General features: G+C 71.8%; 16 protein-coding genes. 11 read left to right on the forward strand and 5 right to left on the reverse strand.

The genetic code is table 11. From position 1 onward, the window contains the following. Nucleotides 1-144 precede the first annotated feature (144 nt). The 3 genes from sepH to ABZ478_RS25605 form a co-directional block, all read right to left on the reverse strand. Nucleotides 145-1,188 carry a septation protein SepH gene (gene sepH / locus ABZ478_RS25595; RefSeq protein ID WP_359552992.1) on the reverse strand — a complete coding sequence of 348 codons (1,044 nt, stop codon included), beginning with the start codon at nucleotides 1,186-1,188 and terminating at the stop codon, nucleotides 145-147. A gap of 402 nt (nucleotides 1,189-1,590) precedes the next feature. After that, complete coding sequence (locus tag ABZ478_RS25600) at nucleotides 1,591-2,910, reverse strand: D-arabinono-1,4-lactone oxidase (protein WP_359552993.1); 1,320 nt, start codon at nucleotides 2,908-2,910, stop codon at nucleotides 1,591-1,593. Continuing rightward, on the reverse strand, nucleotides 2,870-4,108 hold the full coding sequence (locus ABZ478_RS25605; protein WP_359552994.1) for an MFS transporter: 1,239 nt from the start codon (nucleotides 4,106-4,108) through the stop codon (nucleotides 2,870-2,872). Before ABZ478_RS25605 ends, ABZ478_RS25600 begins: the two co-directional genes overlap by 41 nt. 194 nt (nucleotides 4,109-4,302) lie before the next feature. Between ABZ478_RS25605 and ABZ478_RS25610 the strand changes: the two genes are divergently transcribed. Together ABZ478_RS25610 and ABZ478_RS25615 are read left to right on the forward strand one after the other, a co-directional pair. Further along, the gene (locus ABZ478_RS25610) at nucleotides 4,303-5,442 is read left to right on the forward strand and encodes a ferrochelatase (protein WP_359552995.1); all 1,140 of its coding nucleotides are present in this window, start codon (nucleotides 4,303-4,305) and stop codon (nucleotides 5,440-5,442) included. Further along, nucleotides 5,439-6,254 carry an inositol monophosphatase family protein gene (locus tag ABZ478_RS25615; protein WP_359552996.1) on the forward strand — a complete coding sequence of 272 codons (816 nt, stop codon included), beginning with the start codon at nucleotides 5,439-5,441 and terminating at the stop codon, nucleotides 6,252-6,254. The genes ABZ478_RS25610 and ABZ478_RS25615 overlap by 4 nt, the downstream gene beginning before the upstream one ends. A 95-nt stretch (nucleotides 6,255-6,349) precedes the next feature. Here ABZ478_RS25615 and ABZ478_RS25620 read toward each other — a convergent pair whose 3' ends face one another. After that, complete coding sequence (locus tag ABZ478_RS25620) at nucleotides 6,350-6,526, reverse strand: hypothetical protein (protein ID WP_358934668.1); 177 nt, start codon at nucleotides 6,524-6,526, stop codon at nucleotides 6,350-6,352. Nucleotides 6,527-6,950: 424 nt separating this feature from the next. Here ABZ478_RS25620 and ABZ478_RS25625 point away from each other — a divergent pair, with 424 nt between their 5' ends. From ABZ478_RS25625 to ABZ478_RS25640, 4 genes are all read left to right on the forward strand, one after another. Beyond that, nucleotides 6,951-7,604, forward strand: a complete 654-nt coding sequence (locus tag ABZ478_RS25625) for a response regulator transcription factor (RefSeq protein ID WP_003993508.1) — start codon at nucleotides 6,951-6,953, stop codon at nucleotides 7,602-7,604. Between the two features lie 6 nt (nucleotides 7,605-7,610). After that, nucleotides 7,611-8,855: a HAMP domain-containing sensor histidine kinase gene (locus ABZ478_RS25630; RefSeq protein WP_359552997.1), complete on the forward strand. Its 1,245-nt coding sequence runs from the start codon at nucleotides 7,611-7,613 to the stop codon at nucleotides 8,853-8,855. Nucleotides 8,856-9,248: 393 nt separating this feature from the next. After that, nucleotides 9,249-9,545, forward strand: a complete 297-nt coding sequence (locus ABZ478_RS25635; RefSeq protein WP_005481602.1) for a DUF4193 domain-containing protein — start codon at nucleotides 9,249-9,251, stop codon at nucleotides 9,543-9,545. 13 nt (nucleotides 9,546-9,558) lie between these two features. Then, nucleotides 9,559-10,479, forward strand: coding sequence for a hypothetical protein (locus ABZ478_RS25640; RefSeq protein WP_359552998.1), 921 nt, complete (start codon nucleotides 9,559-9,561; stop codon nucleotides 10,477-10,479). A gap of 4 nt (nucleotides 10,480-10,483) precedes the next feature. Here the strand turns inward: ABZ478_RS25640 and ABZ478_RS25645 are convergent, their stop codons facing one another. Beyond that, entirely contained in the window at nucleotides 10,484-10,948 is a 465-nt protein-coding gene (locus tag ABZ478_RS25645) for a DUF3093 domain-containing protein (protein WP_359552999.1), read from the reverse strand. A 57-nt stretch (nucleotides 10,949-11,005) separates the two neighbouring features. On the opposite strand from ABZ478_RS25645, the gene ABZ478_RS25650 reads away from it, so the two are divergent. From ABZ478_RS25650 to ABZ478_RS25670, 5 genes are all read left to right on the forward strand, one after another. Further along, nucleotides 11,006-11,590 carry a hotdog fold domain-containing protein gene (locus ABZ478_RS25650; protein WP_359553000.1) on the forward strand — a complete coding sequence of 195 codons (585 nt, stop codon included), beginning with the start codon at nucleotides 11,006-11,008 and terminating at the stop codon, nucleotides 11,588-11,590. Then, complete coding sequence (gene dut, locus ABZ478_RS25655) at nucleotides 11,587-12,138, forward strand: dUTP diphosphatase (RefSeq protein ID WP_359553001.1); 552 nt, start codon at nucleotides 11,587-11,589, stop codon at nucleotides 12,136-12,138. The genes ABZ478_RS25650 and dut overlap by 4 nt, the downstream gene beginning before the upstream one ends. A 1-nt stretch (nucleotide 12,139) precedes the next feature. Continuing rightward, complete coding sequence (locus ABZ478_RS25660; RefSeq protein ID WP_359553002.1) at nucleotides 12,140-12,901, forward strand: DUF3710 domain-containing protein; 762 nt, start codon at nucleotides 12,140-12,142, stop codon at nucleotides 12,899-12,901. Between the two features lie 152 nt (nucleotides 12,902-13,053). Continuing rightward, nucleotides 13,054-14,223: an alginate lyase family protein gene (locus ABZ478_RS25665; protein ID WP_359553003.1), complete on the forward strand. Its 1,170-nt coding sequence runs from the start codon at nucleotides 13,054-13,056 to the stop codon at nucleotides 14,221-14,223. Between the two features lie 79 nt (nucleotides 14,224-14,302). Continuing rightward, nucleotides 14,303-14,995, forward strand: coding sequence for an ABC transporter ATP-binding protein (locus ABZ478_RS25670; protein ID WP_359553004.1), 693 nt, complete (start codon nucleotides 14,303-14,305; stop codon nucleotides 14,993-14,995). Nucleotides 14,996-15,012: the final 17 nt, after the last annotated feature.

Consider the following 15,012-nt stretch of genomic DNA (forward strand, 5'->3'; position numbering starts at 1 on the left):
GCCGCCCGCCGAGCTGAGCAAGGGCTACGCGAGCCAGCTCAAGAGCGGCGGGAACACCTTCGCGGACGGCCCGTACACCAGCACCCTGCGCGCGCCCCCACTTCTCACACGTCGTACGACGGTTCACACGGTCGTACGGCCCGTTTACTCCTGCTTCTTGCGCCGGGTCCCGAACACGATCTCGTCCCAGCTAGGGACCGCGGCCCGGCGGCCGGGGCGGACCCCGTCGGCCTCGGCCTGGCGGTCCGTGGAGCCGATGAGCCGGTCCCGGTGGCTGCCCACCGAGCGCGGCATGAGGACGTCCGCGTAGGCGGATCCGGCCGACGCGGCGGGCGCCGGGGGCTCCTCCTCGGCGACCTCCTCGGGCGGCTCCTCCGCCGAGATCTCCACCGGCCGTTCCGGGACCACCAGGTCGCCCCGGAAGCTCGGCACCGCCTCCAGCAGGCTGGTCAGCGAGTCGCGTTCGCCGGTGCTCTCCTCGGCGGGCTCGGACGCCTGCGCGGGCAGGCTCGGCCGGTCCCGGTCGAGCCGCTCCAGGGCGCGGTCCATGCCCCGGTCGCGCGGCAGCCGGGCGATGCGCGGGACGAACGGGAAGCTCGGCTCCGGCACGGCGAGGTCGTCGGACTCGCCGATCAGCGAGCGCGCCTCCTCGTCCACGGCCTGGACGAGCCGCCGGGGCGGGTCGTACGTCCAGCTCGCCGAGTGCGGTTCGCCCGCGACCCGGTAGACGAGCAGGACCTCCCAGGTGCCGTCGTCCCGGCGCCAGGAGTCCCACTGCACGGTGTCCTTGTCGGCGCCGCGCAGCAGCAGCCGCTCCTGGACGGCCTCGCCGAGCAGCGGACCGGAGTTCTCGCCGGGCCGGCGGACCGGGGTCTTGCGGGCGCGCTCGGCCATGAAGGCGCGCTCGGCCAGCACCGGTCCCTCGAAGCGCCGTACCCGGTCGACCGGGATGCCGGCGAGCTGGGCGACCTCTTCGGCGGTGGCGCCGGCTCGTATACGGGCCTGGATGTCACGCGGGCGGAGATGGCTCTCCACCTCGATCTCGATCTGGCCGAGACGGGGCCGGTCGCCGCGGACGGCGGCGCGCAGCCGCTCGTCGATCGGGAGTGTGTACTCCGTGGAGTCGGCAGCCTTGAGCACCAGCCGTGTGCCGTCATTGGAGACGGCCACGACACGCAGTTCGGGCATGGGGACCTCCCGGGTGGTGCCTGCCGACGTCACGTGCGTCGCTGCTTCCGCTAGTCGAGTGTGGCCTGCCCGGGTGCAGCCTGCCACAACCTTGCCGAGTTGCCCGGCGTGTCGGGCATGGGCCCTGGGTCGCCGTTATGGCACGGTTACCTATTCGCAACGCTAAGTGACAAACTCCGTCACCCTGTGCAACTGGCCCCCTCCCGGCGGTCCTGCGAGGTCGCGGACAGCCTGGTGGGGCACCGGACCCAGGGCTCGCAACAGTACTCCATTTGGACCATGTGCGTGGATGGGCGCGCCGCCCAACTTCTCGCAAGGGGTGCGACTTGGCCGCTCATTTCGGGGGTGCGGCGGTCTCGAAGGTGGCGAACTTCACGTAATCCCCGGAAACGGAACTAATCGCTACGCCCCCAGAATCCTCCGCAAGTAGTCGTTCTGGAACAGGCGTTCCGGGTCGAGCCGGTCGCGCAGTGCCGTGAACTCGGCGAAGCGCGGGTACACCCCGGAGAGGTACGCCGCGTCCCGCGTGTGCACCTTCCCCCAGTGCGGCCGGCCCTCGTGCGAGGTGAAGATGCGCTCGGCGGCGGTGAAGTAGGCCTGGTACGGCGTGCCCCGGAACATGTGCACGGCGATGTACGCGCTGTCCCGGCCGGAGGCGGTGGACAGGGTGATGTCGTCGGCCGGCGCGGTGCGCACCTCGACCGGGAAGCTGACGCGCAGTCCGGAGCGGTCGACCATGGACTTCAACTCGCGCAGGGTGTCCGCCAGGGCCGCGCGCGGGACGGCGTACTCCATCTCCACGAAGCGCACCCGGCGCGGCGAGGTGAAGACCTCGTAGGGGATGTCCGTGTACGTCCGCGCGGACAGCGCCCTGCTGGAGATCCGCGCGATCGCCGGGACGGTCGCCGGGGCCGCGCGCCCGACCCACTGGGCCACCTGGAAGACGCCGTTGGAGAGGAACTCGTCCTCGAACCAGCCGGCCAGCCGCCCGACCGGCTGCTCCGGGCCCGCGCTGCGGTTGTTGCGCTTGGTGTTGGTGTTGCCGGTGTGCGGGAACCAGTAGAACTCGAAGTGTTCGTTCTCCGCCCACAGTTGATCGAACTCGGCGATCACGCGGTCGAAGGGCATCGGTTCCTCGCGCGCGGTGAGCAGGAACAGCGGTTCCACCGCGAAGGTGATCGCCGTGACGACACCGAGTGCGCCGAGGCCTGTGCGGGCGGCCGCGAAGACCTCCGGGTTCTCCTTCTCGGAGCAGGTGAGCACCGAGCCGTCGGCCGTCACCAGTTCGAGGCCCTTGATCTGGGCCGCGATCGAGGCCGACTCGCGGCCGGTGCCGTGGGTGCCGGTGCTGGTGGCGCCGGAGACCGTCTGCTCCATGATGTCGCCCATGTTGGTGAGCGACAGCCCCTCGCGCGCCAGGGCCGCGTTGAGTCTCTTGAGGGGGGTGCCCGCCTCGACCGTGACGGTCATGGCCTCCCGGTCGATGCCGCGTATGCCGGTCAGCAGCTGAGGGCGGATCAGCACGCCGTCCGTGGCGGCTATGGACGTGAAGGAGTGCCCGGTGCCGACCGCCTTCACCTTCAGGCCGTCCTCGGCCGCCCGGCGCACCTCGGCGGCCAACTCCTCCACCGAGGCCGGCGCGACCTGGCGCGCGGGGCGGGCGGAGACGTTGCCGCCCCAGTTACGCCAGGTGCTGTTCCTCGCGCTCGACATGGTGCTCAACGACGCCTCCCCGACCCGCCGCCGGCCTGCGGAGCCGGCGGTACCCGAGGAAACCGACCGCGACCGCGACGGCCCCGGACACGGCCGGAACCCCGTACCCGGCGCGCGCCCCGGCTGCGTCGATCACCCAGCCGGCCACGGAGGAGCCGAGCGCGACTCCGACCGCGAGGCCGGTGCTCACCCAGGTCATGCCCTCGGTGAGCTGCGCGCGAGGTACGTGCTCTTCGATGAGGGACATCGTCGTGATCATCGTCGGCGCGATGGCCAGCCCCGCAACGAACAGCGCCACGGCCAGAAGCGGCAGGTTTCCGACCAGTAGGAGGGGGATCATACTCACGGCCATGGCCGACACGCCCGCGAGCCAGCGGCGCTCCGGTGCTCCGGCGAACCGCATCAGTCCGAAGACCGCCCCGGCCGCGCAGGATCCGGCGGCGTACAGCGCGAGGACCACGCTCGCGGCGGCCTTGTGGCCGCGTTCGTCGGCGAAGGCGACGGTGACCACGTCGACCGCCCCGAAGATCGTGCCGGTGGCCGCGAAGGTGGCCACCAGCACCTGGAGCCCGGGCGAGCGCAGAGCGCTGCCCCCGCCCTTGCGCTCACGCGGGTGCGGCCGGGGCTCGGTGGCGTGCTGGGAGGTCAGCCAGAAGACGCCGGCGGCCAGGAAGCACGCGGCCAGCAGGGGCCCCGCCTCCGGGAACCAGGCCGTGGAGAGGCCGATGGAGATGATCGGCCCGAAGATGAAGCAGACCTCGTCGACCACCGACTCGAACGAGTAGGCGGTGTGCAGCTTCGGCGTCCCCCGGTACAGGGCCGCCCAGCGGGACCGGATCATCGCGCCCAGGCTCGGCACCGAGCCGATCCCGGCCGCGCAGACGAACAGCGTCCAGTCCGGCCCCCCGAGGGACGCGGTGAGCAGCAGCCCGGCGGCCGCCGTGAGCGCGACCAGGGTCGCCGGGCGCAGCACCCGCCGCTGCCCGTGCCGGTCCACCAGCCGGGAGATCTGCGGCCCGATCGCGGCGGCGGACAGCGCGATGGTCGCGGACAGCGCGCCGGCCAGGCCGTAGCGGCCGGTGAGCTGCGAGACCATCGTGACCACGCCGATGCCCATCATCGACAGCGGCATGCGGCCGAGGAAGCCCGCGGCGGAGAAGGCCTTCGTGCCGGGCTCGGCGAACAGGGCGCGGTAGGGGCTGGACACGTGGACTCCGGGCGGCTCGTAAGGCGCGAATGTGATCGGTACAGCTTACGAGTTAGGTGGCCCTAAGTGCACCCCCGAAAACGGTCGGGCACGCCACCGCGGGAGCAGCCGGAAAATCACCACGAAACCACCCCGAACCCGACTCTTCACCCCGCTGTTCCCCCACGGTCGGTACCGGGTGGCAGGATCGGGTCATGCCTGACGTGCTCGATCCCAGCCCGTACGACGCCCTGCTCCTGCTCTCGTTCGGCGGCCCCGAAGGCCCCGACGACGTGGTCCCGTTCCTGGAGAACGTCACGCGCGGGCGTGGCATCCCCAGGGAACGCCTGAAGGAGGTCGGGCAGCACTACTTCCTGTTCGGCGGGGTCAGCCCCATCAACGACCAGAACCGGGCCCTGCTGAAGGCGCTGCGCGAGGACTTCGCCGAGCACGGCCTGAACCTGCCGGTCTACTGGGGCAACCGCAACTGGGCGCCGTACCTGACCGACACCCTGCGCGAGATGGCCGCCGACGGCCGCCGCCGGGTCCTGGTGCTCGCCACCAGTGCCTACGCCTCGTACTCGGGCTGCCGCCAGTACCGGGAGAACCTGGCCGACGCGCTGGCCACCCTCCAGGACGAGGGCGTGCGGCCTCCGGAGGTCGACAAGCTGCGGCACTACTTCAACCACCCCGGCTTCGTCGAGCCCATGATCGACGGTGTGCTGCGCTCCCTCGCCGAGCTCCCCGAGGACGTGCGCGACGGCGCCCACATCGCCTTCACCACCCACTCCATCCCCACCTCCGCCGCCGACACCTCCGGCCCGGCCGAGGCCCACGGGGAGGGCGGGGCCTACGTCGAGCAGCACCTGGACGTGGCCCAGCTGATCGCCGACGCCGTCCACGAGCGCACCGGTGTGGACCACCCCTGGCGGCTCGTCTACCAGTCCCGCTCCGGCGCCCCGCACATCCCCTGGCTGGAGCCGGACATCTGCGACCACCTCGAGGAGCGGCACGCCGCCGGCGTGCCGGCCGTGGTCATGGCGCCCATCGGCTTCGTCTCCGACCACATGGAGGTCCTCTACGACCTCGACACCGAGGCCACGGCCAAGGCAGGGGAGCTGGGCCTGCCGGTGCGCCGCTCGGCCACCGTGGGCGCCGACCCGCGGTTCGCGGCGGCCGTCCGAGACCTGGTCATGGAGCGGGCCGCGGCCGAGCGCGGGCAGGACGCCACGCGGTGCGCCCTGGGCGCGCTCGGCCCCAGCCACGACCTCTGCCCCGTCGGCTGCTGCCCGGCCCGCGCCCCCCGGCCGGCCGCGGCCGGCGCCGACAGCCCCTTCGCGCGAGGAGAACAGTGACCGACCCCCTCCACCGGGAACTGCTCGAGCTGGCCCAGGAGGCCGCCCGACGGGCCGGTGAGCTGCTGCGTGACGGACGGCCGGCCGACCTGGCGGTGGCCAGGACCAAGTCGAGCCCGATCGACGTCGTCACCGAGATGGACATCGCCGCCGAGAAGCTGATCACCGACCTGATCTCCGGGCGGCGGCCCGAGGACGGCTTCCTCGGCGAAGAGGGCGCCTCCGTCGAGGGAACCAGCGGCATCCGCTGGGTGATCGACCCGCTCGACGGCACGGTCAACTACCTCTACGGGCTGCCGACCTGGGCCGTGTCCGTCGCGGCCGAGCAGGACGGCGAGAGCGTCGTCGGCGTCGTCGCGGCGCCGATGCGCGGTGAGACGTACCACGCGGTGCGCGGCGGCGGGGCCTGGGCCACGGGCGCGTGGGAGGGCGAACGGGCGCTGTCCTGCCGTCCCGCGCCCCCGCTGGACCAGGCGCTCGTCTCCACCGGCTTCAACTACGTCGCCGAGGTCCGCACCCACCAGGCCGAGGTCGCCGCCCGGCTCATCCCGCTGCTGCGGGACATCCGGCGCGGCGGTTCGGCCGCGGTCGACCTGTGCGACCTGGCCTGCGGCCGGCTGGACGGCTACTACGAGCGCGGCCTGCACGCCTGGGACGTGGCGGCGGGGGACCTGATCGCCCGGGAGGCGGGCGCGCTGACCGGCGGACGCCCCGGAGAGCGCCCCACGGGCGATCTGACGGTCGCGGGCACCCCGGGCGTCTTCGAGCCCCTCCAGCGGCTGCTGGAGGACTTCGGCGCCTGGCACGACTAGTCCGCGTCCGGGCGGGCAGGCGTCGCACAGGGCGCTGGACGAACGGGACCCCCGGCGCTGGATTCGCCGGGGGTCCCGTTCCTGCCCTGCGGGCCTCAACAGACGCGCGACGCGCCGACCTCCACACCGTGCTCGGCGGCGAGGCGGCGCAGGTCGTCGAGCTCGGCCTGTTCCACCTCGACGAGGAAGTCGTCGCCTTCGTCACGAGCCCGCGTCAGGTCGGACTCGGTCGCCTTTATGCGCTGCAGAAGTCCTGCGGTGAATGCGTCCATGCTGCGCCCCCTCGTCCTGGGTCGTGGGTCGGGTGGCACGGGGGTGTGCCGTTGGGAGGGAAACGATCACGTCTGCCGCGGGTGCCCAGCGCAGCCCGGCCGGGCGGCGACGGTGCCGGACACCCACGCCCGCTCTGCGGATGCGGAGACGGATCGCGATGTACCGCATGGTGCTGCGGCACATGCAGAGCGTGATCGCGGGGTGTACATGCCGTCCTCCCCCCGCTCTCCCCGCGGGAAACCTCCACCGCCGGAGAAAATCTCGCGTCGCCCCTCCGCCACCCCTGTCCCTGCGGTCCGAGACCCCGTCTTACAGCCGACTTATGGCCGAAAAGGGCAGGATGGAGGTCACATCCCACGGACACCCCTGCCCGCGCGCGCCTCACCGCGCGCTACGCGGGTGGACACAGGAAGGACTAGCGACGTGCGCGTACTCGTCGTCGAGGACGAGCAACTGCTCGCCGATGCGGTGGCCACCGGACTGCGCCGGGAGGCCATGGCCGTCGACGTCGTGTACGACGGTGCGGCCGCCCTGGAGCGCATCGGCGTCAACGACTACGACGTGGTCGTCCTCGACCGTGACCTCCCGCTCGTGCACGGCGACGACGTCTGCCGCAAGATCGTGGAGCTGGGCATGCCCACGCGCGTGCTCATGCTCACCGCCTCCGGCGACGTCAGCGACCGCGTCGAGGGCCTGGAGATCGGCGCCGACGACTATCTCCCCAAGCCGTTCGCGTTCAGCGAGCTGATCGCGCGCGTGCGGGCCCTCGGGCGCCGTACCAGCGTCCCCCTGCCGCCGGTCCTGGAGCGGGCCGGCATCAAGCTGGACCCCAACCGTCGCGAGGTCTTCCGCGACGGCAAGGAGGTCCAGCTCGCGCCCAAGGAGTTCGCGGTCCTCGAGGTGCTGATGCGCAGCGAGGGCGCGGTGGTCTCGGCCGAGCAGTTGCTGGAGAAGGCGTGGGACGAGAACACCGACCCGTTCACCAACGTCGTGCGCGTGACCGTCATGACGCTGCGCCGCAAGCTCGGTGAGCCGCCGGTGATCGTCACCGTCCCCGGCTCCGGCTACCGGATCTGATCCGCCGTGGCCACGACACCCGCGCCGCCCCAGGCGCCCCCGAAGCCCACCTGGGACCCCCGGAGGCCGCAGCCCCCCTTCCCGTGGCTGCGCCCGACCATCCGGATACGCCTCACCCTGCTGTACGGCGGCATGTTCCTGATCGCCGGCATCCTGCTGCTGTCGATCATCTACCTGCTGGCCGCGCAGGCCATCACCAACGGCAACGCGCCGCTGTTCAAGATCGTCAGCTTCCAGGAGCTGAAGGTCTCCAGCGACAACTGCCCCGCGATCATCAACAAGGTCCCGCTCGCCGACTTCAACGACGCGATCAGCCGGTGCGCCGACCACCAGCGCCAGGCGGCCCTGGACAACCTGCTCAGCCGCTCGCTGCTGGCCCTGCTGGGCCTGGCCGTGATCGCCTTCGCGTTCGGCTACGCGATGGCGGGCCGGGTGCTGTCCCCGCTCGGCCGGATCACCCGCACCGCGCGCCAGGTGGCCGGCTCGGACCTGTCCCGGCGGATCGAGCTGGACGGGCCGGACGACGAGCTGAAGGAGCTGGCGGACACCTTCGACGAGATGCTGGAGCGCCTCGAGCGGGCCTTCACCGCCCAGCAGCGCTTCGTCGGCAACGCCTCCCACGAGCTGCGCACCCCGCTCGCGATCAACCGCACGCTCCTGGAGGTGCATCTGTCCGACCCGGGCGCGCCGGTGGAGCTGCAGCAGCTCGGCAGGACGCTGCTGGCCACCAACGAGCGCAGCGAGCAGCTCGTGGAGGGCCTGCTGCTGCTCGCCCGCAGCGACAACCAGATCATCGAGCGCAAACCGGTCGACCTGGCCGAGGTGGCCGGCCAGGCCATGGACCAGGTGCACGCCGAGGCCGAGGCCAAGGGCGTCGCCGTCCGGGGCGAGCGCAAGCCCGCGGTGGTGCAGGGCAACGGCGTGCTGCTGGAGCGGATCGCGCTGAACCTCGTCCAGAACGCGGTGCGCTACAACGTGTCCGAGGGCGGCTGGGTCGAGGTGACCACCGGGGTGGTGCACGGTCAGGCGGTGCTCACCGTCTCCAACACCGGTCCGGTGGTGCCGGCGTACGAGATCGACAACCTCTTCGAGCCGTTCAGGCGGCTGCGCACGGAGCGCACGGGCAGCGACAAGGGGGTGGGCCTCGGCCTGTCCATCGTCCGGTCCGTGGCCCGCGCGCACGGCGGCCACATCGTGGCGACGCCGCGCGAGGGCGGGGGTCTGGTGATGCGGGTCACGCTGCCGCTGTGACCGGGATCCGACACACGCGAGGGGTGTTCGCTTCGCGCGGAATTTTTGACCCCCCGTCGGCGGTTGATCCTGTGTGATCGATCACATGGACGGATTTCCGGCCATGTACTCCGCGTGATCATGACACGGGGCGGAAAGCCGGGAAAATCCCAGTTTTCAGGACTCTAGATCACGGGAAGTACACGGTGAGGCGCCTTTGAGGCGCGGCATTCGAACCGTGTACGGTCCACACCGCCATCCAAGCCGATCGCTCGCGAGCGGCCGGCTTGGGTGTCGATTGAGTAACAGACCTTGATGTGAGGCAAAATCTCCGCCTCAGGTCGGGCACAAGTCCGGCCTCTCACGCGTTACGTGCGCTGAAGAGACCACAGACACCCAGAGGGGGAGAGCGACATGGCAACCGATTACGACACTCCACGCAAGACCGACGACGACGTCGACTCGGACAGCCTTGAAGAGCTGAAGGCCCGCCGGAACGACAAGTCCACCTCCGCGGTGGACGTCGACGAGTTCGAGGCCGCAGAGGGCCTGGAACTGCCGGGCGCCGACCTCTCGAACGAGGAGCTGGCCGTCCGGGTGCTGCCCAAGCAGCAGGACGAGTTCACCTGCATGAGCTGCTTCCTGGTGCATCACCGCAGCCAGCTGGCCCGCGAGAAGAACGGCCAGCCGATCTGCCGCGACTGCGACTGAGGACGGGTCGGCCGTGACTGGCTCGACCCCTCCGCGGAAGCGCCGCTTCTCCTTGCGGGCGGCGGACAAGGGGCCGCACGGCGGCCCGCACGGTACGCGTGACGGCGAGCGGGGCTCATCATCATCTACGGGAGCCTCGCTCGAACCGGCGTCCGGCCGGGAGGACCACCCGACGGCGCCGGAGCCGCAGCCCCTCGCCAGGCGACGGGCCGCGGTGGTCCGTGAAAAGGCCAGGGGCCTGGCCCGGGAAGGGGCTCGCAGGGGCGGCAGCCGCGCCCGCGCGGGGCTGGCGTACATCGCTGACCGCATCCTCGAGATCGCCCCGCGGGTGCCCGTACGCGACCTCGCGACACTGCGCCGCCAGTTCCCCGGCCTCGGACCGGAGGAACTCGCCGACAAACTGGTGGCGGGCGCGGCGGCCGGCACCTCCACCGTCGGGGCCGGCATCGGGGCGGCGGCGATGCTGCCGGTGCCGCCGGCCATGCCGACCGAGCTGGCGACCGAGATCACCGGGGTCGCCGCGATCGAGCTGAAGCTCATCGCCGAACTGCACGAGGTCTACGGCGTACGGCCGCCCGGGAACCTCCGGGCCCGCAGCACCGCGTACCTGTCCTCCTGGACGGGGGAGCGCGGCATCAAGGTGACCCAGCCGGCCACCATCGACGCGGCCCTCGGCGGCCGGATGAAGCGCGAACTGCGCCAGCAGATCATGAAGCGGATGGTCCGGGACCTGCCGAACCTCATGCCGTTCATGGTGGGCGCCGCGGTCGGCGCCGTCATGAACCGCCGGGACACCAGAAGGCTCGCCGCACTGGTCCGCGCGGACCTGCGGAAGGTCCAGGTGCCGTGGGACGAGCTGCCCGAACTGCCGCCGCTGGACAGGCCCGAGCATCCGATCAGGCTGGACGAGCTGCCCGGGGAGCCGGAGGGCTGAGGTGCTACGCCGCCGTCCGCCGGGCCGCCTCGATCGCGGCCGCCAGTCGTTCCGGCTCCCGCGTCGACAGGTACAGGTACGGCGTCGGGTCCTGCGGGTCCGTGACCTCCACGCGCAGTGCCGTGGGGATGTAGGCGCGCAGCAGCAGGAAGGCGCGGGTGTCGGCCTTGTACGTGCGCCAGGCGCGGGCCTCCTCGGGGTCGAGGACCTCCGAGTCGCCGAGCGCCGACACCGGGACCCGGGCCTCGCCCGCGATCAGCGAGTCGCCCACCACCCGGATCCGCGGGGAGCCGTAGGCGCTGGCCACCACGGCCGCGGCGGCCGTACCGCCGACCAGGCCGCCGAGCAGCGGCAGGGTCCCGAACGGCAGCAGGATCAGGGCGAACGAGACGCCCACGAGGAAGCTGATCAGCCACCACGAACGAGGGGTGGTGAGGCGTTCTTCGTAGGGGGTGGCGGAGAGCTGCATGAGCCAAGCTTGGCACGGTGTCGGAACCATGCCGACGCGCGGGTAAGGTCTGCGCCTGTGAGTGGTAGTTCCCCGGCTCTTCAGCCCCCGGCCGACGCGGTGAAACCGGTACGGCATCCCGACGCCCCCGCGCCCGGCGAGCTTCTCGGCGCCCACTACGAACAGTGTTTCGGGTGTGGCGGTGGGCAACCGCACGGGCTGCACCTGGAGGCGCGCGCCGGTGAGGGTGTCTCGCTGACCGCCGAGTTCACCGTGCAGCCAGCCCATCAGGGTGCTCCGGGCCTCGCCCACGGCGGCCTGCTGGCCACCGCCCTCGACGAGACGCTCGGCTCGCTGAACTGGCTGCTGCGGACCATCGCGGTCACGGGCCGGCTGGAGACCGACTTCGCGCGGCCGGTTCCGGTGGGCACCACACTGCATCTCCAGGCCGAGGTCACCGCCGTCGCCGGGCGGAAGATCTACTCCACCGCCACCGGCCGCATCGGCGGCCCCGACGGACCCGTCGCGGTCCGCGCGGACGCGCTGTTCATCGAGGTCAAGGTGGACCACTTCATCGACCACGGCCGCACGGAGGAGATCCGGGCCGCCATGGACGACCCGGACCAGGTCCGGCGGGCCCGCGCCTTCGAGGTGAACCCGTGAGCCGCCCCCCGCTGGACGTGCGGCTGCGCCGCATCGACCCGGACGTACCGCTTCCCGCGTACGAGCACCCGGGCGACGCCGGGGCCGATCTGCGCACCACCGAGGCCCGCGAGCTGGCGCCCGGTGAGCGGGCGGTGCTGCCCACGGGTGTGTCGATCGCCCTCCCCGAGGGGTACGCGGCCTTCGTGCACCCACGATCCGGCCTGGCCGCCCGCTGCGGTGTCGCCCTCGTGAATGCCCCGGGGACGGTTGATGCCGGGTACCGTGGGGAGATCAAGGTGATCGTGGTGAATCTCGACCCGCGCGAGTCCGTGCGGTTCGAGCGCTTCGACCGGATTGCCCAACTGGTCGTCCAGCAGGTCGAGAGGGTCCGCTTCCAGGAGGTGGCGGAACTTCCCGGCTCGGCGCGGGCCGAGGGGGGCTTCGGGTCCACCGGTGGCCATGCCGCGGTGGGCGACGAGAGCGGCACAAGCGGTCAGGCCGCCGTGCGTGGCCTGACGGGTGGGAATCGATACGCTTCGGTCGTATCCGACCGGGAAGGACAGTGACGTGTTCGGACGTCGCAAGAAGAAGGGTGCCGCCGAGGACGCGGCCGGCGAGGCCGAGCAGGTCGTCGACAGCGTCGACACCGAGGCGGATGAGGAAGAGGCCGAGCGCGAGCGCGTCCGGCTGGAGCCGGAGCCCCGGCCCGACGGACCGTGGGACAGCAGCGAGGTGCGCGACCCGGGTGAGGGGCGCGTCGACCTCGGCGGTCTCTTCGTGCCGGGCGTCGACGGCATGGAGCTGCGGGTGGAGGTCGCGGGTGACGCGATCGTCGCGGCGACCGTGGTGCTGCGCGACAGCGCCGTCCAGCTCCAGGCCTTCGCCGCACCCAAGCGCGAGGGCATCTGGGGCGAGGTCCGCGAGGAGATCGCGGGCGGCATCACCCAGCAGGGCGGCATCGTCGACGAGGTCGAGGGTCCGCTGGGCTGGGAGCTGCGAGCCCAGGTACCGGTCCAGCTGCCGGACGGCACCGGCGGCTTCCAGGTCGTCCGGTTCATCGGCGTGGACGGCCCGCGCTGGTTCCTGCGCGGTGTGATCTCCGGACAGGGCGCCGTGCAGCCGCAGGCGGCTGGTCTGCTGGAGCAGATCTTCCGGGACACGGTCGTGATCCGCGGCGAGGGCCCGATGGCGCCCCGCGACCCGATCGTCCTGAAGCTGCCGAACGACGCCCAGATGGTTCCCGAGGGCGTCCAGCAGGAGGAGGGCTCGCGCTTCTCCGGCGGTATGGGCCAGCTCCAGCGCGGACCCGAGATCACCGAGGTCCGGTAGACAACAGGACGAAAGAGGGCCGTACCCCCCCGGGGGGTGCGGCCCTTTCGCATGCGTGACCCCTTGACGGGCCAATGGTCTGTACCTACGGTCTCCGAGCCCACGCCTGTTCATAAAGGCGCCCTGCGTTCACATACGAGAACGGAGTCACCGTGCGTCGTACCCCACTGCTCGCCGTCGTGGCCTCCCTGCTGACCGCTGTCCTCGCGGCACCCGCAGCGCACTCCGCCCCCGCCGCCTTCGCCCACCCCGGAGTCACCGTCTCCCGGAGCCAACTCGACTTCGCCCGCGCCCAGGTGCAGGCCGGCGCCCAGCCCTGGAAGGACGCCTTCGACCGGATGAAGGCGAGCAAGTACGCCGACCTGAACCGCACACCCAAGCCGCGCGCCACCGTCGAGTGCGGCTCCTACTCCAACCCCGACCACGGCTGCACCGACGAGCGAGAGGACGCGATCGCCGCCTACACCGACGCCCTCGCCTGGTACATCACCCGGGACACGCGCTACGCCCAGAAGGCCATCCAGATCATGGACGCCTGGTCGGCCACCATCACCAGCCACACCAACAGCAACGCGCCCCTGCAGACCGGCTGGGCGGGCTCGTCCTGGCCCAAGGCCGCCGAGATCATCAAGTACACGTACACCGGCGGCTGGGCCAACCAGAACCGCTTCTCCGCCATGCTCCGCGACGTGTACCTGCCCGTGGTGATCAAGGGCTCCAACTCCAACGGCAACTGGGAACTCTCGATGACGGAGGCCGCCGTCGGCATCTCCGTCTTCCTCGAGGACAAGGCGTCGTACGACACCGCGATGGCGAGGTTCCGCACCCGCGCGGCCGCCTACGTCTACCTCGCCTCCGACGGCGACCTGCCGAAGACCGTGCCCAGCCAGAACCTGAACACCCGCGACAAGATCGTCTCCTACTGGCAGGGCCAGTCCACCTTCGTCACCGGACTCACCCAGGAGACCTGCCGGGACCTCACCCACACCGGGTACGGCATCTCCGCGATCTCGCACATCGCCGAGACCAGCCGGATCCAGGGGCAGGACCTCTACGGCACCGACATCGGCGAGCGGCTGCGGCAGGCGCTCGGCTTCCAGTCCAAGTACCAGCTCGGCGCGACCATCCCCGGCTGGCTGTGCGGCGGCTCCCTCAAGCTCGGCCTCGGTCCCGTCACGGAGGTCGGCTACAACGCCCTGCACAACCGGCGCGGCATCGCCATGACCAACACCCGGAGCCTGACCCTGGCCAACCGCCCGGCCGGCAGCGACAACCTCTTCGTCGCCTGGGAGACCCTCACCCACGGCGACAACCCGAACTGAAACCGTTGAACGGCCGGGCGTCACGCGGAGATACTGGCGCCCGGCCCGCCTGGGCACGGGGGAGTGACGGGGAGGCCGCATGAGCCGGGTGATCACCGAGACCATGGTGCGCGTCGAGGACGTGCACAAGTCCTACGGGCGCGGGGCCGCCGCCGTGCAGGCCCTGCGCGGGGTCTCCCTGGAGGTCCCGCGCGGCGAACTCGTCGCCCTCAAGGGGCGCTCCGGCTCCGGGAAGACCACCCTGCTGAACATCGTCGGCGGACTCGACACCCCCGACCGGGGCCGGGCCGAGGTCGACGGGCAGGACCTGGCCGGGCTCGGCGAGAGCGGGCTGCTGGAGCTGAGGCGGGACCGGATCGGCTTCGTCTTCCAGTCCTTCGGGCTCATCCCGATCCTGACCGCCGCCGAGAACGTCGGCGTACCACTGCGGCTGCGCCGGGCCGAGCCGCGCGAGCGCGAGGAGCGCGTCGAGCTGCTGCTCTCCCTCGTCGGGCTCGCCGACCACGCGGCCCAGCGGCCCGGTGAGCTGTCCGGCGGCCAGCAGCAGCGGGTCGCCATCGCCCGTGCCCTCGCCAACCGCCCCGCCCTGCTGATCGCCGACGAGCCGACCGGCCAGCTCGACGCCGAGACCGGGCACGCCGTCATGGAGCTGCTGCGGGCCGTCGTCCGCAGCGAGCGGGCCACCGCCCTGGTCGCCACGCACGACGCGAACCTGCTGGACCTCGCCGACCGGGTGCTGGAACTGCGCGACGGGGAGATCACCGAGCACTGAGCCGCCCGCGCCGGGCC

This window comes from Streptomyces sp. NPDC005706 (assembly GCF_040631045.1).
In the GTDB taxonomy this organism is placed as follows: domain Bacteria; phylum Actinomycetota; class Actinomycetes; order Streptomycetales; family Streptomycetaceae; genus Streptomyces.

What these genes read in the sequence shown, in the direction of transcription:
- ABZ478_RS25670 (WP_359553004.1), top strand. Translation starts at nt 14,303, where the DNA reads ATGAGCCGGGTGATCACCGAGACCATGGTGCGCGTCGAGGACGTGCAC.
- ABZ478_RS25610 (WP_359552995.1), top strand. Translation starts at nt 4,303, where the DNA reads ATGCCTGACGTGCTCGATCCCAGCCCGTACGACGCCCTGCTCCTGCTC.
- ABZ478_RS25645 (WP_359552999.1), bottom strand. Translation starts at nt 10,948, where the DNA reads ATGCAGCTCTCCGCCACCCCCTACGAAGAACGCCTCACCACCCCTCGT.
- ABZ478_RS25620 (WP_358934668.1), bottom strand. Translation starts at nt 6,526, where the DNA reads ATGGACGCATTCACCGCAGGACTTCTGCAGCGCATAAAGGCGACCGAG.
- sepH (WP_359552992.1), bottom strand. Translation starts at nt 1,188, where the DNA reads ATGCCCGAACTGCGTGTCGTGGCCGTCTCCAATGACGGCACACGGCTG.
- ABZ478_RS25635 (WP_005481602.1), top strand. Translation starts at nt 9,249, where the DNA reads ATGGCAACCGATTACGACACTCCACGCAAGACCGACGACGACGTCGAC.